This window comes from Fontibacillus phaseoli (assembly GCF_003337355.1).
Lineage (GTDB): Bacteria > Bacillota > Bacilli > Paenibacillales > Paenibacillaceae > Fontibacillus > Fontibacillus phaseoli.
Genome location: NZ_QPJW01000001.1, coordinates 1,094,632 through 1,119,941, shown reverse-complemented (window position 1 = coordinate 1,119,941; position 25,310 = coordinate 1,094,632). Strand labels below are relative to the sequence as shown.

The 25,310-nt window shown below is 50.7% G+C and carries 22 protein-coding genes; 2 read left to right on the top strand and 20 right to left on the bottom strand.

Going from position 1 to position 25,310, the window contains the following annotated elements:
• Positions 1-256: 256 nt before the first annotated feature.
• The 5 genes from DFP94_RS05530 to DFP94_RS05510 form a co-directional block, all read right to left on the bottom strand.
• Positions 257-670: a FixH family protein gene (locus tag DFP94_RS05530; protein ID WP_114495387.1), complete on the bottom strand. Its 414-nt coding sequence runs from the start codon at positions 668-670 to the stop codon at positions 257-259.
• A gap of 59 nt (positions 671-729) precedes the next feature.
• Positions 730-1,524, bottom strand: coding sequence for an HAD family hydrolase (locus DFP94_RS05525; protein WP_114495386.1), 795 nt, complete (start codon positions 1,522-1,524; stop codon positions 730-732).
• Positions 1,525-1,576: 52 nt separating this feature from the next.
• Positions 1,577-2,113: a hypothetical protein gene (locus DFP94_RS05520; RefSeq protein WP_114495385.1), complete on the bottom strand. Its 537-nt coding sequence runs from the start codon at positions 2,111-2,113 to the stop codon at positions 1,577-1,579.
• A 54-nt stretch (positions 2,114-2,167) separates the two neighbouring features.
• Complete coding sequence (locus DFP94_RS05515) at positions 2,168-2,341, bottom strand: DUF896 domain-containing protein (protein ID WP_114495384.1); 174 nt, start codon at positions 2,339-2,341, stop codon at positions 2,168-2,170.
• A gap of 147 nt (positions 2,342-2,488) precedes the next feature.
• Positions 2,489-2,737, bottom strand: coding sequence for a LysM peptidoglycan-binding domain-containing protein (locus tag DFP94_RS05510; RefSeq protein WP_245954496.1), 249 nt, complete (start codon positions 2,735-2,737; stop codon positions 2,489-2,491).
• A 295-nt stretch (positions 2,738-3,032) separates the two neighbouring features.
• On the opposite strand from DFP94_RS05510, the gene lexA reads away from it, so the two are divergent.
• Both lexA and DFP94_RS05500 read left to right on the top strand, forming a co-directional pair.
• Positions 3,033-3,659, top strand: coding sequence for a transcriptional repressor LexA (lexA, locus tag DFP94_RS05505; protein ID WP_114495796.1), 627 nt, complete (start codon positions 3,033-3,035; stop codon positions 3,657-3,659).
• A gap of 409 nt (positions 3,660-4,068) precedes the next feature.
• The gene (locus DFP94_RS05500) at positions 4,069-4,617 is read left to right on the top strand and encodes a glutathione peroxidase (protein WP_114495382.1); all 549 of its coding nucleotides are present in this window, start codon (positions 4,069-4,071) and stop codon (positions 4,615-4,617) included.
• A 36-nt stretch (positions 4,618-4,653) separates the two neighbouring features.
• On the opposite strand, the gene DFP94_RS05495 is transcribed toward DFP94_RS05500, so the two are convergent.
• The 15 genes from DFP94_RS05495 to DFP94_RS05425 all read right to left on the bottom strand — a co-directional run bounded on the left by DFP94_RS05495 (position 4,654) and on the right by DFP94_RS05425 (position 25,209).
• A complete protein-coding gene (locus DFP94_RS05495; RefSeq protein WP_114495381.1) occupies positions 4,654-5,484 on the bottom strand; it encodes a nucleotidyltransferase domain-containing protein in 831 nt (276 codons plus the stop codon).
• Positions 5,485-6,103: 619 nt separating this feature from the next.
• Positions 6,104-7,432 (bottom strand): type I glutamate--ammonia ligase, encoded by a 1,329-nt coding sequence (gene glnA / locus DFP94_RS05490; RefSeq protein ID WP_114495380.1) that lies wholly within the window; start codon positions 7,430-7,432, stop codon positions 6,104-6,106.
• Positions 7,433-7,450: 18 nt separating this feature from the next.
• The gene (locus DFP94_RS05485; protein WP_114495379.1) at positions 7,451-7,861 is read right to left on the bottom strand and encodes a MerR family transcriptional regulator; all 411 of its coding nucleotides are present in this window, start codon (positions 7,859-7,861) and stop codon (positions 7,451-7,453) included.
• 176 nt (positions 7,862-8,037) lie between these two features.
• The gene (locus DFP94_RS05480; RefSeq protein ID WP_114495378.1) at positions 8,038-9,291 is read right to left on the bottom strand and encodes a methionine gamma-lyase family protein; all 1,254 of its coding nucleotides are present in this window, start codon (positions 9,289-9,291) and stop codon (positions 8,038-8,040) included.
• Between the two features lie 68 nt (positions 9,292-9,359).
• Positions 9,360-10,670, bottom strand: coding sequence for a GTPase HflX (gene hflX, locus DFP94_RS05475; RefSeq protein WP_114495377.1), 1,311 nt, complete (start codon positions 10,668-10,670; stop codon positions 9,360-9,362).
• Positions 10,671-10,683: 13 nt separating this feature from the next.
• Complete coding sequence (locus DFP94_RS05470) at positions 10,684-11,661, bottom strand: AAA family ATPase (protein WP_114495376.1); 978 nt, start codon at positions 11,659-11,661, stop codon at positions 10,684-10,686.
• 141 nt (positions 11,662-11,802) lie between these two features.
• The gene (locus DFP94_RS05465; RefSeq protein WP_245954492.1) at positions 11,803-12,411 is read right to left on the bottom strand and encodes a YdcF family protein; all 609 of its coding nucleotides are present in this window, start codon (positions 12,409-12,411) and stop codon (positions 11,803-11,805) included.
• Between the two features lie 52 nt (positions 12,412-12,463).
• Positions 12,464-13,039 (bottom strand): ribonuclease FAU-1 family protein, encoded by a 576-nt coding sequence (locus DFP94_RS05460; RefSeq protein WP_114495374.1) that lies wholly within the window; start codon positions 13,037-13,039, stop codon positions 12,464-12,466.
• A gap of 181 nt (positions 13,040-13,220) precedes the next feature.
• The gene (locus tag DFP94_RS05455; RefSeq protein WP_114495373.1) at positions 13,221-15,848 is read right to left on the bottom strand and encodes a transglycosylase domain-containing protein; all 2,628 of its coding nucleotides are present in this window, start codon (positions 15,846-15,848) and stop codon (positions 13,221-13,223) included.
• 163 nt (positions 15,849-16,011) lie between these two features.
• Positions 16,012-16,251 (bottom strand): RNA chaperone Hfq, encoded by a 240-nt coding sequence (gene hfq, locus DFP94_RS05450; RefSeq protein ID WP_114495372.1) that lies wholly within the window; start codon positions 16,249-16,251, stop codon positions 16,012-16,014.
• Between the two features lie 25 nt (positions 16,252-16,276).
• Positions 16,277-17,251 (bottom strand): tRNA (adenosine(37)-N6)-dimethylallyltransferase MiaA, encoded by a 975-nt coding sequence (miaA, locus tag DFP94_RS05445; protein WP_114495371.1) that lies wholly within the window; start codon positions 17,249-17,251, stop codon positions 16,277-16,279.
• On the bottom strand, positions 17,241-18,020 hold the full coding sequence (locus tag DFP94_RS05440) for a class I SAM-dependent methyltransferase (RefSeq protein WP_114495370.1): 780 nt from the start codon (positions 18,018-18,020) through the stop codon (positions 17,241-17,243). The genes miaA and DFP94_RS05440 overlap by 11 nt, the downstream gene beginning before the upstream one ends.
• 16 nt (positions 18,021-18,036) lie before the next feature.
• Positions 18,037-20,109, bottom strand: coding sequence for a DNA mismatch repair endonuclease MutL (gene mutL / locus DFP94_RS05435; protein ID WP_114495369.1), 2,073 nt, complete (start codon positions 20,107-20,109; stop codon positions 18,037-18,039).
• A 625-nt stretch (positions 20,110-20,734) separates the two neighbouring features.
• Complete coding sequence (mutS, locus tag DFP94_RS05430; protein WP_114495368.1) at positions 20,735-23,656, bottom strand: DNA mismatch repair protein MutS; 2,922 nt, start codon at positions 23,654-23,656, stop codon at positions 20,735-20,737.
• Positions 23,657-23,736: 80 nt separating this feature from the next.
• Positions 23,737-25,209, bottom strand: coding sequence for a putative amidoligase domain-containing protein (locus DFP94_RS05425; protein ID WP_245954491.1), 1,473 nt, complete (start codon positions 25,207-25,209; stop codon positions 23,737-23,739).
• Between the last annotated feature and the right edge of the window lie 101 nt (positions 25,210-25,310).

Here is a 25,310-nt window from a genome sequence, read left to right as displayed (position 1 = left end):
GCCGAAATGTACAAATCGTCGACAGCCTCGGGATTATCGAAGTTCATTACATTATGCCTTAAACAAAGTAGGGTAATCCCATGGATTCAATGAGAATTACAAACACGAACGATATCATCTCTGTCGAAGAAAAAGTTCGTAAATTGCAAAATCAAAATCAGACCATTTATGATCATTGAAATATATCAAAAAGGCCGCCCTTCCCTTTCGGGATAATGGCAGCCTTTCTTGATGCCGGAATTCAAAGCTAAACGTATTATTCAATGACCTTAAATTCGGCAGAAGGCATAGAGTGCTGATCCCTGGCCGTGACATGGGAGATTACGTGATAGGTCCCGGCCGATTCAAATGCCGTTTCAAATTTGTAGCTTCCGTTCCCGGCACTTTTAACGGACTCCATGCTGTGGCTCTCCTCATTATCGTCGTCTTTCCAAAATTCAAAAACAACCTCTTTGGCGTCGTCGACGGATTTCCCCTGATGAGTCACTTTCGCTTCAAATGTCACTTTTTCACCGGTTTGAACCTGGGTGGGATTGACGGTTAATTCGACCTTAATCGGCTCCAGCGTTTCGTCAGAAGACGAATGACCGTCACTCCCGCTTTTGCCGCATCCGCTAAGCAGCAGAAACAGCAGGGTAAGGCTGACCAGCAGCCAGGTGTTCCTTTTCACGTTATTCCCTCCCTATTACCGGCTAGAACATTGTTTTATGCGCAAGTTATCGTGCAAGCCTAAACTAACTTAGCAATAATATCGTGAAGCTGGGACAGATGTTGAACTTCATAATCTGGAACAATTTCATCGTTACGGACCTTCCCGTCCCGGTTCACCCAAACCGTGGTCATCCCGGCACTTAACCCGCCGCAAATATCGGTAGTCAGCTTGTCTCCGACCATCAGGCTTTCTTCCGGCTCCACGCCGAGCCGTTCCAAGGCGTGACGGAATATCGTGGCATCCGGTTTCCCTCTGCCGTAACTACCTGAAATAACGATTTCGTTAAAATATGTTGCCAACTCAGGCACTCCATCCAACTTTTCCTGTTGCAGGGCCGGACAGCCATTCGTGAGGAGCAGGAGTTTCACATTCCCTTTCAATTCATTCAAAATCATAAAGGTTTCCTCATACACATGCGGCCTGGACCGGCGTTCTCTGCCGAATTGTTCAGCCAGTTCACCCGCCAAAGCTTCATGATCCACGCCCAGGGCCAACAAGCCGCGGCGCCAGGATTCTTTGCGGTATACAGGGGCAAGTTGCTCCAATTGACGGAATTCAGGCTGCTCGCCTGCGGAAAAATTTGCCCACAATCCTTCAAACGGATTAATTCCGATCATTTTAGTAAAAGGGAACGTTTCGTACGATTCGTAAAGCTCTCTCGCTTCCTTCCGGACAGACTCTTCCAGTTTGACCGGATCTATTTCGACTGCATCCTGCGCACTTCGACAAGTCGCTTCAAAAGCTTCCCGGACACTTCGTTCATCCCAAAGCAAAGTATCGTCCAAATCAAAACAAACCGCTTTAATCGCCATTTCTATCTGCACACTCCCCCGATAAAATTCACCGCAGAAAACCGGCTGTCTTCTATTCCTTTTCAAACGTTACGTGATGCACTTTTGCATATTGCTCCAGACGCTCACCCATAGCTTCCGTATCAAAAAGGTTGCGGCCCCGGTAGAAAACCCAATTGGTATCTTTCCCTTTTGGCGTAATGATCACTTTTTGACGAGTTACTCTGATTTTGCTGATATTGCCCGCTTCCAGGATCTTGTCACGATTGTACTTGGAGGTGTACAGCCATCCTTTATTAATCCGCAAATAAGGCTTTCTCAAGAAAATCGTCAAAGCCAAAATGAGATACAGAACGATTGTCAGCCAAAACAAACCCGAGCTCATTTCTGCAGCGCTTCCCACCAAGCCAACGGCTGCATACAACAAGGCCAGCAATACCAGAACGCCAGGCAGAATCATATTCCGTCCCCGAAAAACCTCGCCTTCACCCTTCGCTCCCAGCGAGGTACGTGGATTCTGGTTGCCACGTCCCTTGCCTGCGTTAGGGCCTTTGCCTTTTTTGTTCATTCTGATCTGATTTCTTTCTACCTTTCTGTCAAACGAAGCCATGATCTTTCCTCCTAAAAATGTATGGTTATGTATGCAAGGCCTCACGGCCCAGCATTACTTATCCACGATCTCGATCGACTCTAACTGCTGACGAAAATTGTTGCGGATGTTCTGTAAATAAGTTTCGCGAAGCTGTGCTCTTTCCAGCTTTTCGTCTTCCGTCAATCCTTCGGCTTTATTTTTGCGGGCCAGTTCATTAATGCGATTAACCAATGTATCTATATCCATGGTTTTCCTCCTGTGATCTCAATAAATTTCATAAGGCAACAATTCTTACTTTGACATGAGAAAAAGAGCTTGTCAAGGCGAGTAGCCCTTGGAACCAAGCTCAGAGAAGACATTTATATATATGAAGTAAATTATCGCTGATTCAACTTAATTGGGAAGAATGATCGTATCACCGCTATGAATATTGCTTCCGTTCAATCCGTTGAGCCGGATAATCGACTCCACATAAATTCTTGTATCTTTGCCATGGGGTTTATGATTCACGGCTATCTCCCACAAAGTGTCTCCCGGCTTTACAACGATGGTTGGCAATTCAGAGCGGACATGTCCGTCCGAAGCCGCAGCAAACGCAGTAACCACTCCCGTTCCGGTGATCATCAAAACAAACAGCAACAAACATACTTTCCCGAGCTTTCTGCTCCAACCCGAAACAGTTATAATATTATTCCACGATCTACGAGGCGCCGGTTTATCATAGATACTTTGATATGTACTATATTTAAGCATCATCCATCACTCCAAACAAGTGTTCTTATCGTTGATCTCACTATAACACGAACATTTGTTTGTTTCAATAGTTTTTTCGAACAATTGTTCTCTTTTTTATCTTCTATTTAGAACTTATGTTTGTACGAACGGAAGTTCTATGTTATAATTTTTCCAAACGTTACTAATGGGGTTGATGATCGTTATGTCCAAGGTATCCAGCCGTCAACAGGCAATACTAGAATTTATCCGCAACGAGGTCAGAATGAAAGGCTATCCTCCTTCCGTACGTGAAATCGGCGAAGCTGTTGGACTAGCTTCCAGTTCAACGGTCCACGGCCATCTTGACCGTCTGGAGAAGAAAGGATTCATCCGCCGCGACCCGACCAAACCTCGGGCCATCGAACTTCTGGGCCAGGAAGATTCCGAATCGATCGGAATGTTCGCACATAGCGTAACCCGCGTTCCAGTCGTTGGTAAAGTAACAGCAGGTGTGCCTATTACTGCCACCGAGAACATAGAAGATTATTTTCCGCTTCCACAACATTATTCCGCCGATGGCGAAATCTTTATGCTTTCCGTCATGGGAGATAGCATGATCGAAGCAGGAATCCATAATGGAGACTATGTGATCGTAAGGCAGCAGCAAACCGCCAACAACGGCGATATCGTGGTGGCTATGACGGAAGATGATGAAGCAACCGTCAAAACTTTTTACAAAGAAAAGGATCACATCCGCCTGCAGCCTGAGAATCCGAGTATGGAACCGATCCGGTTGAAGCATGTCAGTATTCTGGGCAAGGTCGTCGGATTGTTCCGGGATCTGCACTAATTCGTACTTAACTTACAGGTAAGAGGCTTCCCTTTAACGAGGGTAGCCTCTTTTCGTTCCTGAGACGAAGTTGCAGTCACCGCTATACGGGCCACATATCGTCATTCAGCAAATTCCTGTTCCTCCCCGCTCGCTCTCCGCGCCATAACTTTCTCAGCCTTAAGCGGTGTCTGTGGTATTTTTTCAAGGCAATCACCATTTCCATCAGCTCCTTGCCCTTAGGTTACCCCAAATACTAAAAAACATCGGAAATTATTCAGTAAGCTTAATTTCTAAAAAATTTACCGGCACAGTAGTTGCCTGAACCTAATAATAGGCTGATCCTATAACAGTTATCTTTTTTATATATTAGATCAATTAAAAGTGCAGTTCTATAATGGAAATATGCTTCAAAGGGAGGGATGAACGGATGCCTGTTTATGATTTCCAGGTGAACACGATTCACGCTGCGCCGGTTTCTTTGTCTATATACCGGGGAAAAGTACTACTCGTTGTCAACACTGCCAGTAAATGCAGTTATTCCGGTCAAATGGCCGATCTTCAAAAGCTATATGAAAAGTACCGTGAGAAAGGGTTTGAAATACTCGGTTTTCCATGCAATCAATTCAACGATAAAGAACCGGGGGACAATGAGGAAATACATAAAACCTGCAAGCTCAACTTTGGTGTGACGTTTCCCTTATTTGAAAAAATAGACGTCAGAGGAGTCTCCGCACATGAATTATTTCACTATCTAACACAACAAGCTCCTTTCCGAGGTTTCGATCCGCAGAGCCCCACGGGTCCATGGATGCAAAATTTTTTACAAGAAAAACATCCCGAGATTTATGCCGGCGACGGAGTCAAATGGAATTACTCCAAGTTTTTGATCCAACGCGACGGCACGGTTTACGGTAGATATGAAACCACGACCGAACCGGCGGATATGGAGCACACTATTGTATCGCTTTTAAATTAGAGTCGGTTCTATTTCTTCGTTAACTAACGATTGGTTTCACATTAGGGACTCCGTTTCCTGAATTAGTTCATGCATTATGTTAAGAGCTTTCTTTAAATGATCAAGATTTTCCGTAATTAAGGTGAAAATAAGATTTACTCTATCGTAGTATTTGCTTGGCACATTGCTAAATGTATCGGCAATAGCTGCGGCGCCCTTTTCGTTCATCAAATAAGTTTCGTTTAGGGCAAACAAAACATGATTTAAGCAAGAGACTGATCTGAAACAACATCCGGCGATATAAGATAAATCATTTTTGGGAATACCCTTATATCCATTTTCAAGCGAAAAGGTTGCTTCCCAGAAAAATTTTTGAATGGTTGCTTTTTGAAACATCGTCGGGTATGGGGTTGTTCTGTTTTTAAGTTCGCCTACAACTCCTGATGGATCCCATAGCGCTTTACACAGGGCAATCTCAGCAAAATATATCGAGTTCACAAATCCGTGGGGATGTCCAGGTTGGTAATTGATAGTGACATCTCCCTTGGAACATTGATCAATGATATGCGAAACTTTGTTTTGATCGCGCAATAAGAGATCCACCGGAGTTTGATCCACCTTCAGCCAGCCTCCGCCGTTAATCCAGGGTCCCCATCCCCCTATTTCCGTCACCAGGTTGTCTCTATGGTCATCATCAAGCATAGCAGCAACTTTACGAAGCACGGCAATGTCCAGGCCATTTTCGGAATCGTAGTAGATACCAATATCAATATCAGAGTCAGGACCTTCCGTCCCTCTAGCCCTTGAACCGCCGAGAACCAGAGCGCTTACTCCGTTAATTTCCTTTAAACTATCGACTATCTTAGAAATTGTACCTTGCACATTCATTCGCCTCTCTCCAATCCAATGTCCGGAATATGATCAATTATAAAGAATACGGCTCTTCGAGTGAAGGGAGAGAAATAAAATAATTAAACAATTCTACTCACTAAAATTGGAAGAGGTTTGTTAAAATGCAATAAACATCACATCCAAGGAGATATTATGGGAAGAAAAACAAGATGCGGGCTAGTTATTTTGTTGCTAATTGCGGTCTTGGGCTGTTCTGCTTTAGAAATTAATAATAATTACTCAGAAGCGAATGACCGGCTCACTAATCTTTTTGGAATAGCTCAAATACCAAATATAGAGGGTAAATATTTACACTTTCAATTACAAAAATAGAGATTGAATTTGCAAATACCATGAAGACCAGAGAAAAGAACGGTTTTGAACGGATGTACACAAAATTTGATAACCGTTTATTGATACATACTCGTCACAATGGACTTTCTTATAGCTCTGAGGGACGTGTAACGGACAAAACTCCCGAAGAAAAACAATTCGAAATGTTTACTGAGGCCATTAAGAACTTAAATAAATAGGAATGTCTGTCTATAAAGCCATTTCCTTCTTTACACGCAAAAAAATCCCTTGAGGCTAACGGCCTCAAGGGATTTCTTATTGCTTAATAAAGCGTCATGTACTGATCGCGTTCCCATTGATGAACTTGGGTGCGGAAGATGTCCCACTCGATTTCTTTCAGTTCATAGAAGTGAGTAAGGGCGTGATCGCCGAGCGCATCGGTGATGATTTCGCTGCGGAGCAATTCGCCGAGCGCTTCCTTCAGATCGGAAGGCAAGCTAGGAATGCCTTCTTCCACGCGCTCTTCTTCGGACATGACATAGATGTTGCGGTCAACCGGTTCCACGAGCGGCAATTCGTTCTTGATACCGTCAAGACCCGCTTTCAGCATAACAGCCAGTGCAAGATACGGGTTTGCCGCCGGATCCGGGTTACGTACTTCAACGCGGGTACTAAGGCCACGGGAAGCCGGAATACGGATCATCGGACTGCGGTTACTGGATGACCACGCCACATAACAAGGCGCTTCATAACCAGGCACCAGACGTTTGTAAGAATTGACGGTCGGGTTGGTCACGGCCGCAAATGCGCGGGCATGCTTCAGAATCCCTGCCATGTAGTGACGGGCATCTTTGCTGAGTCCAAGCGAATCGCTTTCGTCATAGAAAGCATTCACATCCCCTGTAAACAGGGATTGGTGACAGTGCATACCGGAACCGTTCACTCCGAAGAGCGGTTTCGGCATAAATGTTGCATGCAAACCATGCTGACGGGCGATCGTTTTTACAACGAGCTTGAAGGTTTGAATTTGGTCAGCCGCTTTAATGGCGTTCGCGTATTTAAAGTCGATTTCGTGTTGGCCCGGAGCCACTTCATGGTGGGAAGCTTCAATTTCAAAGCCCATTTCTTCCAGTGTCAAAACGATTTCGCGGCGACAGTTCTCGCCGAGATCGGTAGGTGCAAGGTCGAAGTATCCGCCTTGGTCGTTCAGTTCCATGGTCGGATTGCCCTTCTCGTCGGTTTTGAACAGGAAGAATTCCGGTTCAGGACCCACGTTCATGGACGTATAACCCATTTCTTCCGCTTCTTTCAAAGCGCGCTTCAAAATGGCGCGAGGGTCGCCGGCAAAAGGCGTACCGTCAGGCATATAAATGTCGCAAATCAAACGGGCGACGCGGTCTTCGGTAACCCAAGGGAAAATAACCCAAGTGTCAAGATCTGGGAAAAGATACATGTCGGATTCTTCGATCCGGACATAACCTTCGATCGACGAACCGTCGAACATCATTTTGTTATCAAGAGCTTTCTCCAATTGGCTGACCGGAATTTCCACGTTCTTGATGGTTCCGAGCAGGTCAGTAAACTGCAATCGGATAAAGCGAACATTTTCTTCTTTGGCAATACGCAGAATGTCTTCCTTTGAATAACTCAAAATAACATCTCCCAACGTTTATATTTTGAAAAAGCGGGAAAGCTCCCCCTGAATCAATGATACCTGTCCAGGTCTTTTCCCTGTGACGAGCTGCTGTTTTAGCATACGATAAAGTTGTGAATCCGTCATCTCTTTCCGTTTTTCTTCCGTGTCTTTCGTCATGACCGTAGCCTCCTGCGAATCCTTGTTCATCGGATTCATGACCTGTTTGATCCCGGCGATATTGACGCCTTTGTCGATCAAAGCTTTGATCTCGAGCAACCGCTCGATATCGTTCAAGGAAAATAACCGCTGGTTCCCCGAAGTACGGGCCGGCACGATCAGTTGATGCTGTTCATAATAACGAATTTGCCTAGCCGTTAAATCCGTAAGCTTCATTACAATACCGATCGGAAACAAGGCCATATTTCTGCGAATTTCGTCACTCATCGCTCTCAACCTTCCAGTTAAATAATCATGATCCTATTCTATGTTAACTATCCTAACATGTCAATAGAAATGTCAGAATAACTTACAGATCACAGAAGATAATTTTTCAAAAATCTTCGATGTCTTAAGTTTCTACCAAGTATGATACCATCGAAAGAGACCTGGTTGGCATCGTCCTATAGCAGATCACGATCCTTCATGGTTTGCAGAGCGGTCAAAAGCCCGAACTTAACGTGGGAGTATGTTAAACCGCCTTGCATATAGGCGACGTATGGTTCGCGGATCGGTGCATCCGCCGAGAGCTCCAGACTTCCGCCCTGAATGAATGTTCCCGCAGCCATAATAACCGGATGCTCGTAGCCCGGCATATCCCAGGCTTCGGGGACGACATGGCCGTCTACAGCCGCCGCACGCTGAATGCCTTGAACGAAAGCAACGAGTTGCTCCGAACCGCTGAACGAAATCGCTTGAATCAAATCGGTCCGCTTGGCGTCCCAGCGCGGACGGCTCTCAAAACCTGCCCGCTCAAAAGCGGCCGCGGCCAGGACACTGCCTTTAACGGCTTGTCCCACCGTCGTCGGTGCAAGAAACAAGCCCTGATAGATTCCGCGCGTCGTCCCTAGCATGGCTCCTACTTCTCCCCCGATTCCCGGGGCGGTCAAGCGGTAAGAAGCCAGCTCGACCAAATCTGCACGGCCGCAAATGTATCCGCCTGTCTCGGCAATGCCGCCGCCCGGATTTTTGATCAACGAGCCTGCGATAAGATCGGCCCCTACCTGGGTAGGTTCCTGCTCTTCGGTGAATTCCCCGTAGCAGTTGTCTACAAATACGATGCAGTCCGGCTTTATCGCCTTGACTCTGGCAATCATTCCTCCGATTTGTTCCACCGTAAACGAATCTCTCCAGTCGTAGCCGCGGGAACGCTGAATTCCGATAACTTTGGTCTCTTCCGTTATTTTTGATATTACCGTATCCCAATCTACCGAACCGTCTTCCAGCAAAGCTGCTTCATCATAACGGATGCCGAAATCCTGCAGCGAGCCGGTTCCATCCCCTGACTTGCCGATCACTTTATGTAACGTATCATAGGGTCGGCCGGTGATGTATAACAGGCCGTCCCCGGGACGAAGCACGCCAAACAACGCCGTCGCAATCGTATGTGTGCCGGACGCGAAATGCGGACGCACCAGTGCCGCCTCCGCGCCGAACACTTCGGCGTAAACAAGATCGAGCACTTCGCGTCCGCGATCATTATAGGCATATCCCGTGGAGCCGGCGAAATGAAAATCGCTTACCTGATACTTCTGAAACGCTTCGATGACTTTCCATTGATTACGGTCGACAATCCGGTCAATTTCACGAAACTTGGCCTCGGCTTGTACCTCTGCCTCTTCCATCCACTTTACAATACCTTCTGAAAAAACAGCCATTATGTTCTTACCTCTCCCCTGTAACTGCTGATCAATCTAATCATAGTCGATCAAAGTCAATCTTAATGTCAATGCTTCAAATGATTCTCATCTTCCCGGACCGTGAAGGGGGCGAGTAAATATCCGTACTTATCAAAGTCTCCCTGATTCACATCGACCGAATATACGATATCTTCTTCTTCAAATTGCTGTCTCACGACGTCTCCGATCCGGTATAGAACCGGGGTCAGATCGCCGCGCTGTGCCGGAATCCGGAAAGACCGCAGCCCGCCGGACAGCTCCTGCTGAACCGCCTGGCGAATGCGCTCCAAATCGAGCTCATTCAGGGCGCTGATCTTCATCGAGCCTTTCGCGGCAGGCAGCATCTCCAATTGTTCCGGAGCGCACAAATCGATCTTGTTATATAGAATGAGCTGCGGCTTGGCACCTGCACCCAGGTCATCCAAGATCCCTTCGACTACCTCCATCTGTTCCTCGCGCATCGGCGAAGAAGCATCTACCACATGGAGAAGCAAATCGGCTTCATTCGCCTCTTCCAGCGTCGCACGGAAGGCAGCGACGAGATCATGCGGCAGGTTTTGAATAAATCCAACCGTATCGGTCAGAACGACCTCCTTGCCCCCCGGAAGCTCCATCACCCGGGAGGTCGGGTCCAGCGTAGCAAAGAGCCGGTTCTCCACCAGTACGTCCGCTGCGGTGAGCGCCTTCAGAAGCGTGGATTTCCCGGCGTTCGTGTAACCAACTAACGCGAGTTGCACCACGCCGGTTTCCCTGCGGCGCGAACGGTGCAGCTTCCGGTGCCGGGTCACCTCCTCAAGCTGGCGCTTCAGTTCGCCTATCCGGCGGCGGATATGGCGGCGGTCGGTCTCCAGCTTGCTTTCGCCGGGACCGCGGGTACCGATGCCGCCGCCAAGCCGCGACAGATTTTTTCCGTGACCGGCGAGCCGCGGCAGCAAGTAGGTGAGCTGGGCCAGCTCCACCTGGATGATGCCCTCCCGCGTTTTCGCCCGCTGAGCGAAAATGTCGAGAATAAGCTGCGTACGGTCGATAATTTTAGCATCCAGCATTTCTTCAAGATTACGCACCTGCGCCCCCGACAGCTCCTGGTCAAAAATAGCCGTATTGGCTCCCTGATGATCCATCCGCTCCCGGAGCTCGATGACTTTCCCTTTGCCGATCAGATAACGCGGATCGCGTTTTTCGCGGTTTTGGGTCATCACGTCAGTTACTTCCACTCCGGCGGTTTCGGCAAGCTGCACCAATTCCTCCAGCGAATATTCCGGATTTATGCCGGCCTGCTTGGTTTCCGTCGTAATCAGGCTAACCAGTACCGCCCTATCCGGTAAAATAGTCTTTGTCTCGTACGGCGATTTTGACATCGTTCACGGCTCCTTATTTCTTATCCAGCTTCAAATCCTCGGTTCGGATCGTCATCAGCTCCAATTTTCCGGGCGAGCCGCCGCTGTATTGGTTCAGCAAACGGACGGCCTGCTGGCGAATGGATCGCTCGATGATGTTGCGAACATGCCTGGCATTGCTGAACAGATGCTTGCTTTCGCATTTTTCCCGCAGCAAATGCTGCTTTAGTTTGAGTATCGCCTGCGGCATCAGAATATAATCTCGTTCTTTCACCATGCCCTCGGCAATCTGGATCAATTGATCGATCGTATAATCCGGAAATTCCATCTGGATCGGAAAACGGGAAGGCAACCCCGGATTGGTCGCAAGAAAAAAATCCATCTCTTCGGAATATCCGGCAAGGATGAGAATGAACTGATTTTTTTGATCCTCCATCGCTTTTACCAGCGTATCGATCGCTTCCTTGCCGAAATCTTTTTCGCCGCCGCGGGCCAGACTATAGGCTTCATCAATAAATAAGATTCCCCCTAGCGCCTTCTTAATCAGATCGCGCGTCTTCTGTGCGGTATGACCTATATATTCGCCGACCAGGTCGGCCCGTTCCACTTCAATCAAATGCCCTTTGCTCAAGACGCCCATTTTTTGGAACATTTTCGCGACGATGCGGGCCACGGTTGTCTTCCCGGTTCCCGGATTTCCTTTGAACACCATATGATAAACCTGAGCCCCGGACAAAAGTCCGGCCTCGGAACGCATCGTCGCAATTTGTAACAGTGCAAAAATCTCAAACATCAGCTCTTTAATATGATCCAAACCGACCAAGCCGTCCATTTCCTTCTGCAGTTCGGCGAACAATCCTTGCTGCGGCAGAGTCTTGGCCCCAGACAAACTATCGGCCTCGGGAACGCTTTGCGAGACAACCGGCGGCTCGGAACTCCGAAGAATCACATTGATCTGCCTGGAGGGTCTCTCCTCGGAAGATCCGCTTTTGGCCATAACACGCCCTGACATTCTATGAATCACCTCTTTATGGAGTTGGTCAAAAGTCATTCCAAATGTTTTAAACGTGCGACTCTTGAACCTGCAATTGCCGGGAGGGCTTAACTTCTTCTAAAATGTATTCTCTCTCCCGCTCCGATATTAGAAGTTTTCTCATTTCCAGCCAATGGCTATGGCCGCTTGATCCAATTTCCACTTGGAATATGCCAGTACTTCACGAAAAGTTGTCTGCGTCGGCTTCAAAACCGAAGTCTCCGTCAATGACAAGCCGGGGTTGCTGTAGCCGAGCACCTTAGCGATTTCAAACGCGCGGTTGCCGTGAAAAGTATGGGTAATGATTACTGCCGATTCATAGCCCTTTTCTATCATGATCTCTTGGCTGAACTTTAAATTTTCATAGGTACTAGTCGCCTCGTTCTCCAGAATCATATCCGAACGAGAAACTCCGTTAGCCTCAAGATAGTTTGCCATACCCTCCGCTTCGGTATAACGATAATCCGGATGGTCCAGCCCGCCCGTCAGTATAAACACACGAAACTTGCCGTCCTTATAATCCTGCAAAGCAAGCTGCAGCCTCTCTTGTAAACCCGGGCTGGGCCGATCTCCCCACATGGACGCGCCCAGTACGATCCCAACATCCGCCGTTTCAGGATAATCCCGCGAAGCCGCCGGGTTCCTGTCTACACTTCCAATTTCCGCCAGAACATAAAGCGACCAAAGAATTCCCGCAGCCAGACAGCAGACCAGAATCCATAACCACAAGCGCCGAGGTTTCCGTTTAGTTGTCCCAAAAGAGAAACCTTTGGATTTCCTTCTAAACCGTGTCATGTTCGCCTCCCGACCGGGCGATATCGTTCTGGGCGAAGCCAGTGCGGTAATGATCCAGAGACATCGCAAAATAGGGAAATTGATGTTCACGGATACAATGCAGGACTTCCCTAGCCGTTTCGGTGGCCATGTCGTAATCTCGTACGGTGATTAATCCCCTGGAAAGCGCATCATCCAGTTCGTCCTCGTCCAGCAAAAAAACTTCACCATTCTTAAGTACGACAATGTCCAGGTACAAATCATCAAACCATGGCACTCCCTGATCGGTCACCCCCTGGGTTTTGCATACATCGATATACCATTCGACAATGTCTCCCTGGTCGTCAAACATGGCGGTTACTACAAAATGAGCACCCTTTGGATAATATTGCAGCCAGGTGTAACCTTTGTCTGCAATCCGGAACGTATGCCCGCCGTAAGTTTTCCATAGCGGATCTCGCAACGCATGAATACTGTAAGACGTCACATATCCTTTAAACAGCTCACTTTCCACAAACTTGGATTTAAATTGACGCTGCGTAACGCGGCGCCAATTCGCACGGTCTCCGAATTTTCGTTTCATAGGACTGATCCCTTTCAACACAATGTACTTTCAGCTTATCACATTTAAAAGTCAGTCTCAAAAACCAAATTTCAAGAATGTCCGAAAAATGGACTAACTGCAAAAAAACTGCCTCCAAGCATCTTTCGCTTGGAAGCAGTTCTTGCCATCGCTATTTAGAATGGCATGTAGCGTGCAGAGCTTACCCTGAGGTGTTCGCCGGGTCGGCAATTACGCCTTCCGTTTGATTTCCGCTTCCGTCATCCGGAGGCGTGCCGGTTTCCGAGTTGCCGGCCGATCCGTCGCCGGCTCCGTCAGGTGGTGTCCCTCCCTGGTTTTCTCCGGTTCCGGTTCCGGTGCCAGTTCCGTTACCGCCATTGCCTGCGTTGCCGTCCCCATTGCCGTTGCCCTGACCGTTGCCTTGGCCATTTCCGTTACCCTGGCCATTGCCGGTTCCTTGACCGTTGCCGTTATTGCCAGGCGGAGTCGTGCCCTGGTCGGTACCGCCGTTACCCGGATCGCCGATCCAGTCTCCGTCGCCGACCTGATCGGGATCGATCTCGTCCATCGGCGGCTCATCCGCCACCAGCATCACCTGTGCGACGTTCGACCGCTCGCTCTCCACATCATTGACCGCATCGTAGGCGGTAACGTAGTATTCATACCCCGTTCCAACCACAACGCTGATATCCTCTGCAGAAGTAGCTGGTGAATCCATATAATGGGAGAAGTCGGTTTCTGAAGCTTCCCGCCGGTAAATCTGATAAAGGGCGTTAGGCTCACTGACTCCGGTCCAACTCAAAGTAACTACGCCCGTTTCGTTGTTGTAAGCGGCCGAAAGATCTGTCGGCGCTTCAGCCACTTCCTCTTCCGGCGGATCCGCCGGCTTCAGATTGGCCGGAACCGGGAAGTCCTTCACCGGAACGCCTTGCAGCGCCTCGGTCATGACAGCCGAGAACAAAGCCGCGGCCTGGCCGCTACTTCCGTTCAGCAGGTGATTTTTATCCGCTTTATCATAGCCCATCCAAATGGATGCCGTCCATTCCGGGGTGTATCCGACAAACCAGACATCCCGGTTTTTGCTGCTGTTCAACCCTTTGATGCCATGCTGGGTGGTCCCCGTCTTGCCCGCGACCGGACGGTTCAGCTTCGCGCGCTTCCCGGTCCCGTCGTTGACGACATTTTGCATCATTTGGGTCATGTAGTACGCGGTTTGCTCACTGAGCACCCGTTTCGGCTTCGGCGCGTTGTACTTGTATTTCTCCACGCCGTCATGATCCTTGATCATTTTAATCGTATACGGCTGATTGTATTCGCCGCCATTGGCGAATACGCTGAAGGCTCCCGCCATTTCCAGCGTATTCGTCCCATGGGTCAATCCCCCGAGCGCGATGGCCAGGTTCCGGTCGTCTTTGTCCATCGTAATGCCCATTTCTTGGGCATACTTCACCCCGGCACCCACGCCTACCTCATTAAGCAGCCAGACGGCCGGAATGTTTTCCGATTTCGTCAACGCCGTCTTCATATCGATTGTCTTCGAATACCCGTGAAGATTTCTCGGACAATAATCTCCGAAGCACTGCTTCTCATTGCTTAATGGCGTATCTACCGAAAACTTGCCGGATTCAAGCGCCGGTGCATAGGACACGATCGGTTTGAACGCCGATCCCGGCTGGCGGCGGCTGTTCAGCCGGCTGAAACCCTTGCGCTCGTAATCGCGACCGCCAAGCAGCGCTACGAGACTGCCGTTTTCGTGGTTCTGGATGACGATCGAAGCCTGAACCTGCTGGTCATCCTTGCTCTTTTCGAAGAAATCGTCGTTAGCGAACGCTTTTTCGACCGCTTTTTGCGCTTGGGAATCCATCGTCGTGTAGATTCTATATCCGCCACGGTTCAATTGGTCTTCCGAAAGACCGAATTTCTCCTCGGCTTCATTGATTACAAAATCCTTGAACGCCTGATAGCTGTCACTCTTTGCAGGAGGCACATAGTCGTAGTCCACCGCTTTAGCTTCATCGCGTTCCTCGGCCGTAATATAACCTTCCTGGAACATCAGGTCGAGCACGACGGACCGCCGCTGTTTCGACAGCTCCGGATTCGCGACCGGATTGTACTTGGACGGCCCTTTCGGAATAGCCGCCAAAGTAGCGATTTCCCACAGTTTCAAATCGTTCAGATCGCTTTTCCCGAAATAACGCTGGGATGCAGCTTTTACGCCGTAAGCTTTTTGCCCGAAAAAGATCCGGTTAAGATACAGCGTAATAATTTCATCCTTCGTATTGTGGCGCTCCAGCGCCATGGCGATTGACATTTCGGTAGCTTTACGGAAAAACGTTTTGTCGGAATCAAGAAACATGTTTTTGGCGAGCTGCTGGGTGATCGTACTGCCGCCTTCCACCAGGGAACGCGCCATGATATCTTTCACCGCCGCGCGGCCTATGGACCACAGGTCGACCCCGTTATGCTCGTCAAACCGCCGGTCCTCGGTAGCGATAAACGCTTCCTTGACCAGTTTAGGGATCTGATCCGCTTCCACCGGCTCGCTCCGGTCAATGGACAATTCGCCCATCAGCTTGCCGGTCCGGTCATATACCTTGGACGTTTCATAGATAAACAGCTTGTCCCTGTTCTCGTTCAATATTTTTTCACCGCTTACGGTGATGTACATGTACCCCGCAATTCCGCAGAATACAGCAAATGCAATCGTGAAGAATGAAGTCCACAGCACCCGTTTTGCCGTCAGCCTTTTCTTTTTAGGTCCTTTCGGCGCACTCGGCTTGCGTGAAGGTTTGCTGTTCCTTTCCAGTCTGGAAGGTCTTTTGGTAGACATCGTTCTCTGACTCCCTTCATACCAGTTCATTTCATTTGTCTCTGTTTTACTGGTCCGATACCATTTTTAGCCCGGAAAGAAAAGAACAACCTCTCATCAGGTTGCTCCGCTCCTTTTCCTATACCATTAAACGTACTGAATTTAAAAAAGTTTCAATTTTCGCTTAAGCCTCATTCTGGGATTCCTGCATCAGCGACACATTGCGCTGCGGCTGGAACGTAGAAATCGCGTGCTTGTACACCATTTGCTGGCGTCCGTCGCTATCGATAACGATAATGTAGTTGTCAAACGCTTTAATCGTTCCTCTGATCTGAAAACCGTTGGTTAAAAAGACGGTAACAGGAATGCTCTCTTTGCGCATTTGATTCAGGAATGTATCTTGGATGTTAATGGACTTGTTCATTAGCCGTACCCCCAATAGGAATCAATTAGTGTTTAGAATTATATTCAAGATCAGTTGGAAACTTTCCTGCTATTATAGCACGTACGGCCTCGAAATTCGCGGAAAAATTTTTGCCGTCGCCCACATCCACCCAGGATATATCCTTCATGTGGCGGAACCAGGAAAGCTGTCTTTTGGCGAATCGCCGGGTATCCCGCTTCAGTTTTTCCACCGCCAAATCCAGCGGCAATCCATCTTCAAGATGCTCGGCGATCTCCTTGTATCCCAGTCCCTGCATGGAGACGAGATCCCTGGAGAAACCGTCATCCAGCAGCTCGCGGACCTCGCCAATCAACCCAGCGGCAATCATCCCGTCAATACGCTGTTCAATACGGTTATAAAGCATTTGACGGTCCATTGTCAAACCGATGAAGCAAAGTTCATAGGGAGATTGCCTGTTTTGCCGCTCCAAACTGGAAGATAGTGTATCCCCGGTCAGATGGAAAATTTCCAGCGCGCGGATGACTCTCCGGACATCATTCGGATGTAAGCGATCCGCCGATTTGGGGTCGATTTCAGCCAGTTTGGCATGTAGAGCTTCCGATCCCAGACTATCGGCGATAGACTGCTGTTCAGCCCGGAAAGCCTCATCCGCCCCGGCCTCGGTAAACTGGAATTCGTAACAGACGGACTCGATATAAAGCCCGGTTCCGCCCACGATAAAAGGCAGATTGCCTCTTCCATGAATTTCCGGAATCAACTCCTTGCACCAATCCTGAAACCTGGCGACGGAAAACGGTTCATCCGGTTCAAGCACATCAATTAAATGATGCCTGACGCCCTGCATTTCCTCAGGCGTAATTTTTGCGGTGCCGATATCCATGCCCCGGTACACCTGCATGGAATCTCCGGAAATGATTTCGCAGGAAAATTTCTTGGCGATCTCGATGCTCAGGTTGGTTTTACCGACGGCTGTAGGACCGAGAAGTACCAGCAGTTTCGGCTTTGCGTTATTGGTCAAGCGAAATCACTCCGTACACAATTTTGGTATGGGAGCGTGAATGCATCGTAAATCCGAGCCGTTGAAACTCTCCGCTCCCTTTCTTTTCCTTTAGCACCACGCTCTTTCGCGCAACTCGGCAAGCTTGACGAATCGTTTCCCGCTCAAGCGGATCGTTGTTCGCATAGGTACGTAGCGGCGAGATAGCTGACGACTCCTGTATCGGATCACGGAACATCGGGTCGAAATAGACGACATCCGCGCTCTTGTCAGGCAGCCCCCGGAGTAGTTCGAGATGTTCCGCCCGTTTCGCCGTGATCCGGCGCAAAGCCTCGTCAAATTCTTTTACCCCGGATACATAGTAAGCAAAACCTTCCCGCAGCAAACTCCATAATGGAACCGAATCCTCGAGTGCCAGAACGCTTCCTTCAGGTCCGGCGCCAAGCGCAAACACCGCCGTATCCGAACCCAGCCCCGCCGTACAGTCGATAATGGAATCACCTGGCTCCACTCTGGCCGCCTCTAGCATCGGGTCGGTTTCTCCTTTGAGCAGCCGTTTGGCTCTGACAAAAGCCATGCTCGGGTGGAAAAGCATAGTCTCTCCCCCCGGACGGAAAAGCCTTGCCCCGCCTTCCAGGATGACCAGGATATCCTGGTCTTCGTAACGCGATGACAACTTGGACATGGAGGTCCGGTTTCTTGGTATATATCTCGCTCCTGCCTCCACGGACAAGGCGACAGCTCTTCGTACGGCATCCGGGGCAGCATGATCCCCCGTCGTAATAATCACAAACAATTTCCTCCGTTCACATTACCCGTTTAAACAGTTTCTCCAGATCATAGTTGGAAAAAGAGATGACGATCGGCCGGCCGTGCGGACACGTGTACGGCTGCTTGCATGCCGCCAGCCGCTGGAGCAAGGTGCTCGCTTCTTCCTGGGTCAGCTTCTGGTTCGCTTTAATTGAAGCTTTGCAGGATACGAGGATCGAGGATTTCTCGCGCAGCTTGGCAAGATCGATCGCCCGTTCGCTGAGCACCCATTCGGCCATTTCATGAATGATGTCCTCTTCGTCGCCTTGCGGAAACCAGTAAGGATACGAGACGACGCGGAAGGTGCCCCCGCCGAAATGCTCCAGTGTGACCCCGGCGCGCTCAAACCAGGACAGCCGCTCCTTGAGTTTTTCGCTTTCGGCCGTCGTAAACTCCAGCGTGATCGGCAGCAGCAATTCCTGCGACGCATCCGCCGGGTTGCCGAATTTCTCATAGTAATATTCGTAATTTACCCGCTCATGAGCGGCGTGCTGATCGACCAGATACAGCCCGTTTTCGTTCTGGGCGATCAGGTAGGTGCCATGATGCTGTCCGATCAGAGACAGCTCGGGAAACGCCGGCAGCTCCGGCGCTGCGGAAGGCGCGCCATACAGCGCCTCCTGTGCGGCCGGAGGCACGGCGCCGCCCGCTGGAGCGGCCGCGTAGCCGCCCTGGAGCGCGCGGCCGGATGAGCCCTGCGCTTGCGGCGCGCGCGGCGCAAAGGCGCCTTGCGGCGGCTGCGCGGCCGTAGCGCTGCTGTAGGCTGCGCCAGGCGCAGCGGCCTGCTCGCGCAGCGTGAAGCCGCCGGAACCTGCGGAGCTCGCCGGCGGAGGGTAGGCGCCGCTGGCGTTAGCGGCGGCGCCATAGGCGCCCTGCGCGCCTGCTGGCGCGGCAGGGCCAGGCCAAGCGCCGGTAGCCGGTGCGCCGGGGCCATTTGCTGGCGCTGTCCCCGACGCCGGCGACAGCCCGGAGGTCGTCGGCGCCGCCTCCAGCCGGGCGGACGGGAAGTGGAACTGTTCCTGGATCATCGATCCGGAACTCGCCTTCCCGAGCTGCTGCTTGACCACCTGCGGGATCAGCACTTGGTCCGACAGCACGGCCCGGACGCTTTCTTCAACGAAAGCGTTCAGCTCGGCCTCCTTGCTGAACCGAACCTCCAGTTTGGCCGGATGCACGTTGACATCCACCAGCGAAGGATGCATGTCCAGCGACAGGACAATCAGCGGATAGCGATTAATCGGCAGCAATGTATGATAAGCGCGAAGAATCGCCTGTTGCAGACCCTGATTGCGGATAAATCGGCCGTTTACCACTGTAGATATAGCGCTCCGGTTCGAACGGGTCAGTTCCGGCAAGCCGATAAATCCGGAAATTTGGTAATCCAGATTTTCGGCCTTGATCGGAATCATCGATTTCGACGTATTGATGCCATAGATGGAGGCGATGACTTGCAACAAATCCCCGCTTCCCTGGCTTTGAAGCAAGGAATTGCCGTTATGCTTCAGGCTGAAAGCAATCTCCGGATGCGCCAGTGCCTGACGGTACATGACGTCGGAAATATGGCCCAGCTCGGTTTGAATGGTTTTCATATACTTCAGCCTTGCCGGCGTATTATAAAATAATTCCTTCACCGTAATGTCCGTGCCTTGCGGGGCGGCGGTTTCCTCATTTTCCTTAAGTGTCCCGCCCTCGATCGCAATCGCCCGGCCAAGCCCGGTATCATCGCTGGACGAGACCAGCCGGACCTTGGCAACGGCGGCGATACTCGGCAAAGCCTCGCCCCGGAAGCCCAGGCTGCGGATTTGGAACAAATCACGGCCGGAGAGTAATTTACTGGTGGCATGACGGTAAAAAGCGGTTTCGCAATCTTCGGGCTCGATCCCCGAGCCGTTATCCGTCACCCGGATCAGCTCCAGCCCTCCTTCTTCCACCAAGACTTCAATCTTCGTAGCCCCTGCATCGACCGCGTTCTCCACAAGCTCCTTGACCACGGAAGACGGCCGCTCCACCACTTCCCCCGCCGCGATCTGGTTGGCGATATGCTCGTCCAGCACTGTTATTTTAGCCACGGTTTATTCCCTCCCAGCTCACCTGCTTGGCAATTTATAAACAATAAGTATTAGTTACGATCCGTTATAGTCAAAACCCGAAAATCGCAACCGATTCGATTAAATAATCAAATTCGGCTAATAACGCATTCCAACAGACCAAAGCAACTTCAACCCGGACAAAAAAACAATCCGGTCAAATCAACCTCAATCCGGCTGTGTCTATGTTGCGTCCAATAATGTTTCCAATGTTACTTCCAACTGGTCCAAGCATCTATAATAAGGTAATTACTGTAAAAATGCAGCATTTAAGCTATACAACGTCGTTCGCTATTAATAATACTGCAAATGTACAGTTTTTTGGCGCAAAAATCAGCTTATGGTTAGATAAAACCAAATATTAATGTATTATTGCAGGAAATCCGTAATCCTACTGCAAAAATCAATAAAAAGATGCATAATTGCAGCAATTCAATTTTGAAGATGCTTTTTTTTACAAATAAATTCTGCTCCTGTCGCAATACATTCGTTTTCGCCCATCGAATCAACATGCTCTGGAAAAGCCGCGCTATCTAGCACAATAGCATTGCCCAGCAATTTTATAGATCGCACTGATGCTCCGAACCTAAGCCCCTGTCAGACGGAGCTATAGGCTTTTCACCTTTTGTTTTAATTCATTAACCAGTTGCATGGCCTCCAGCGGCGTCATATTCATCAAATCCGCCTCTTTCACCAGGTTCACGATTTGCCGGAGTCCGGCGTCTTCGTGAGCAGATTTTGACTTCTTCGGCGGCAGCTCGTCCGCAAAGATTGAAAGCTGAACCACTTCCTGCCCCTGGAATTCGGCTTGCACTTGATCATGATTTTGCAACGTGTCAGCTTCGTTCTCGTTGACAGTTAGACCTGAGTAAACTCCGGCGGACTTGCCTGAAGCGCTCCCCACATGCTGTAATTCTGATGCAACCGGCGAGAAGGACGTTTCCGTCTGATTGGTATTCTTTTCGGCACTTATTGTATCACTCATATCGGTATTTATAGCACCGTTCTTATCCGTATTTAAAGCTCCGGCCTTATCGCCAGTCATGCCGCCAGAATGCTTGTCCGACAATTCGAGGTTATTTGCTCTTCCCGTCAGCGAAGTCTCGGCTTCGCCTTGAACTCCGGCCGTTACGGCGGCGGCCGCTTGTTCGAAGCCTTGGAGCAATCCGTAGGCGCGTTCGATGATTCCGCCGGGAAGCCCGGCCAAGCGAGCGCAATAAATGCCATAGCTTGTATCGGCCGCCCCCGGAACCAGCTTGCGGAGAAAATGCACCTTCTCCCCGCTCTCCTGCACGGCCATCCGGTAATTCCGCAGCCCGGACAAAGAATTCTCCAGGTGAGCCAACTCATGAAAATGCGTCGAAACCAGCGCTTTACAGCCGATATGATCATGGACGTATTCAATGACCGCTTGCGCGATCGCCATGCCTTCGCTGGTCGATGTACCCCGGCCCAACTCGTCGATGATAATCAGGCTGCGCACGGTAGCTTTGTCGGTCATCACCTGGATGTCGGCCATCTCGACCATAAAGGTACTCTGTCCGCCGATCAGATCGTCGGCGGCACCGATCCGCGTAAAAATCCGGTCTACGAGAGGGATCTCCGCCTTCGCGGCCGGAACAAAGCTGCCGATTTGCGCCAAAATAGAGATCAGCGCTACCTGTCTCATATACGTGCTTTTTCCTGCCATATTAGGTCCCGTGATGAGCAAAATGCCTGCTGCATCCTTTTTCAGCTGCGTTCCGTTGGAGATAAAAGCCGAATCCTTCATCACGGACTCCACGACAGGATGACGGCCTTGCTCGACGACCAGGTCATAGCCGTCCGTTAGAACGGGCTTTACAAATCCGCCGTCGGAGGCGACGGCCGCCAAGGAACGAAGCACGTCGATTTCCGCAATCCGTTCAGCCAGAGACTGGAGTCTCTGGATCTGCGCGGCGATAGACTCTCTAATCTCGTTGAACAGCCTGTATTCGAGATCCGCCATCTGTTCTTCCGCTTCGAGAATGAGCGTTTCCTTCTCTTTCAACTCGGGAGTCACGTACCGCTCGGCATTGGCCAGAGTCTGTTTTCGCTCATAGCGGCCTTCCGGCAAGGATGACAGATTCGATTTCGTGACTTCGATATAATAACCGAACACTTTGTTGTAGCCGATTTTCAGCGACTTGATGCCCGTGGCCTGACGCTCGGCCGCTTCCAGCTCCGCGATCCAGCGTTTCCCGTTGCTGCCCGCTTCCCGTAGTTCATCCAGCCGCGTATGATATCCGCTCTTGATGATTCCGCCGTCCCTGACCGAAACCGGCGGCTCGTCCGAGATTGCCGTCTCGATCAGTTCAGTCAGATCGCCGCACTCATCCATTCCGGCTGCAATCCCCTTTAACGTGGAGGACGGGGATGCCGCACATAATTCCTTAATCGCCGGAATTTGGCGAAGCGAGGACTTCAGGGCGATCAGATCCCGTCCATTCGCGCTGCCGTAGGCGATCCGGCCGGTCAACCGCTCCAGGTCGTAAATTTCCAGCAGCGACAAGCGAAGATCTTCCCGCAAAATAAACCCGCCGAAGAGCGCCTCGACAGCTTCCAGACGTTCCTCGATCCGGCTTCGCTGCAGCAGCGGTTTGTCGATCCAGCGACGAAGCAGCCGCGCGCCCATCGATGTCTCGGTCCGGTCGAGCAACCATAATAAAGAACCTTTCTTGGACCGCTCTCTAACGGTCTCCACTAATTCGAGATTGCGCCGCGTAAACGGATCGAGGATCATGTATTGTTCCGGTTCGTAAGGTGATATTTTAGTCAGTTGTCCTAAGGAGCGTTTTTGCGTTTCGCTCAGGTAGCCGACTAGCAAAGCAATGCATTCCCTGCGCTCGTTCTCGAGCCGAATCCACTGCGATTCGCCGAATTGAGCCCGGCTTTCCTCATCCTTTGTTTTAGCCCAAGGGGTATATACAACCGGTTTGCCGAGGGGAGCGGCTTGCTCCCGGATCCACTCCAGCAATCCCTCATCTCCGATCACTTCCGACGGGTCGTAAAGCCCGACCTCATCGCGCAGCCATTCCTTGCTGCTTGGTGCCGAAGTGACGTACAGTTCGCCGGTCGACAAATCACAAGTCGACAGCGCCATCAGTCCGTCCCGCTCACTCACGCACAATATGTAATTGTTCGCACGCTCGCCGAGAGTTTTCCCCTCCATGACGGTACCGGGCGTCACTACGCGCACGATTTCCCGGCGGACGACGCCTTTGGCAACGGCCGGGTCTTCCACCTGCTCGCAGATGGCGACTTTGTAGCCCTTTTCGATCAACCGGTGAATATAATTTTCCGCCGAATGATAGGGAACGCCGCACATCGGTATTTTTTCCTCCGCACCGCCCTCCCGGCCGGTAAGCGTTATTTCCAATTCTTTCGACGCCAATAGGGCATCATCAAAAAACATCTCATAAAAATCACCCAGCCGAAAAAAGAGAAATGCATCCTGTGCCTGGGCTTTTACACTTAAGTATTGCTGAATCATCGGCGTATAATTAGCCATGTGCAACCTCCAAATTACCATTCGTAAATCTCTCTGGTATAACGATAACAACCTCTATTATAACAGAAAGGCAAGGAGGCTTACGAGTTCATTTGCAGCCGCCACGACCGCCGGATATCGGCGGATTCGTCCCAACTGGTCCCGGATTCCACGGCATCCAAAAAGGGAGCGATATACTCCTCATAGCGGGAATAAGACGGCGCAGCGGTGAGATCGTCGGCCAACTGCGGCCATGCCTGGCGCAACAGGGCTTTGTTCCCGGTATAAAAGGCATGGAACAACCTATCTTCTTGCAATGGATACTTCGTCATTCCCCGGTAGTCCTCAGTAATCAATCGGGCCATGGCGACAACTCCCTTGGTCACAAGCGGCGAAATCAGAAAGCTGGGCAAGGTACGGTACTCGAATCCGTAGCCATGTTCACCGTAGGTTTGCAGCCGGAAGTCTCCTAGAAACCCGTAATACGGACGCCGCCTTGCGCTGCTCGTATCCTCAAGCAGCGCTACGGGAAAGGCAAGATAATTATCCAGCGTGCGAAGCAACTCGCTTGTTAACGGAACCCCGCTGAAATGCAGATGTCCGCCGAGAGGAAAGCCCCGCTGCGGCATGCTTCCGGCTTGCCAGAGCAACCCGCCGTCGGTAATCGCCTCCTGCGCTGCCTGAAAGGCGCGCAGCAGATGGCGAAGCAGCTCGCGCGGCTCGTTTCCCGGCTCGGGGCGCAGCTCGGCCAACGGAAACAGCCGGCGTCCGCGGTAACGCAGAACGTCGCAGCCGGCGATGCCGCGCCGATCCAAATACCGGGAAGCCGGCACCACTTTCCCCGTATTGCCGTTAAAAAGCAGGAACTCCGGATCCATCCCGATCAATCGCTCCCGGGACGGCTGAACGCCAGAGGATTGTTCCAGTTCGAGGAGCATACGCGTCACAGCCCCCGCAACCTGCTCAGCCGAGGACATCCCCCCATGAACCGGTTCCGGATGAATCGTTTCTACGGAGAATTTCCCTTCTTCTCCGGCGCGGATCACGACTTCGCCAAGATCAAGCCCAAAAACGTATAGAGCCCTTACAGCGGTTTTAGCCAATCTCTTCCATAAAGGGGATTCGGGGTCTAATTGCCCGGCGCTTCCGGGAGTCGGAAGCGCCACTCCCCCAGGCTGAAGCGGCGTCGCTCCAAGCGCCTGCAAATGGAATACACTAACCGCATAACGGCGGTAGAATCCTATTCCGGGCAGCTCTTTCCGGCCGTTCAAGGAAGCCGTAAGACCGGCGGCTTCAAGCCGCTTTTCTTTGTTGTTCATCGATGCAGCCCGAAATCTTTCCAAGCTTCCGTTAATGCTCCAGACCTTCATTTTCTGCCCGAAAAATGCCTCCGGCGTTCCGATACAAATCGTCTCCCCAGCCTTTTCCGGGGAACCGGACCTTGATGCAGCCGGATTACGCAATACCCGGTAAGGCCCTCCCGTGTTCTCTAAGGCCCGCAGCAGCCTGCTCCGGAATGCTCCAGGGTCCAAATGGATGTTAATTACATGGATCACAGGATTACACTCGTCCACATGATCTCCTCCCCGCCCGGGCAAGCTGCATGACGGCCGCCCTAAATTTTTCCGCAAAATAAACAAAAAGAGGGCAGCCGCCCTCGACGACGACGCCCCTG

Excerpts from the sequence above, each read along its gene's own strand:
- DFP94_RS05525 (WP_114495386.1), bottom strand. The coding sequence starts at position 1,524 with ATGGCGATTAAAGCGGTTTGTTTTGATTTGGACGATACTTTGCTTTGG.
- DFP94_RS05520 (WP_114495385.1), bottom strand. The coding sequence starts at position 2,113 with ATGGCTTCGTTTGACAGAAAGGTAGAAAGAAATCAGATCAGAATGAAC.
- DFP94_RS05515 (WP_114495384.1), bottom strand. The coding sequence starts at position 2,341 with ATGGATATAGATACATTGGTTAATCGCATTAATGAACTGGCCCGCAAA.
- lexA (WP_114495796.1), top strand. The coding sequence starts at position 3,033 with ATGTCCAAGGTATCCAGCCGTCAACAGGCAATACTAGAATTTATCCGC.
- DFP94_RS05500 (WP_114495382.1), top strand. The coding sequence starts at position 4,069 with ATGCCTGTTTATGATTTCCAGGTGAACACGATTCACGCTGCGCCGGTT.
- DFP94_RS05495 (WP_114495381.1), bottom strand. The coding sequence starts at position 5,484 with ATGAATGTGCAAGGTACAATTTCTAAGATAGTCGATAGTTTAAAGGAA.
- DFP94_RS05485 (WP_114495379.1), bottom strand. The coding sequence starts at position 7,861 with ATGAGTGACGAAATTCGCAGAAATATGGCCTTGTTTCCGATCGGTATT.
- DFP94_RS05480 (WP_114495378.1), bottom strand. The coding sequence starts at position 9,291 with ATGGCTGTTTTTTCAGAAGGTATTGTAAAGTGGATGGAAGAGGCAGAG.
- hflX (WP_114495377.1), bottom strand. The coding sequence starts at position 10,670 with ATGTCAAAATCGCCGTACGAGACAAAGACTATTTTACCGGATAGGGCG.
- DFP94_RS05470 (WP_114495376.1), bottom strand. The coding sequence starts at position 11,661 with ATGTCAGGGCGTGTTATGGCCAAAAGCGGATCTTCCGAGGAGAGACCC.
- DFP94_RS05460 (WP_114495374.1), bottom strand. The coding sequence starts at position 13,039 with ATGAAACGAAAATTCGGAGACCGTGCGAATTGGCGCCGCGTTACGCAG.
- DFP94_RS05455 (WP_114495373.1), bottom strand. The coding sequence starts at position 15,848 with ATGTCTACCAAAAGACCTTCCAGACTGGAAAGGAACAGCAAACCTTCA.
- hfq (WP_114495372.1), bottom strand. The coding sequence starts at position 16,251 with ATGAACAAGTCCATTAACATCCAAGATACATTCCTGAATCAAATGCGC.
- mutS (WP_114495368.1), bottom strand. The coding sequence starts at position 23,656 with ATGGCTAATTATACGCCGATGATTCAGCAATACTTAAGTGTAAAAGCC.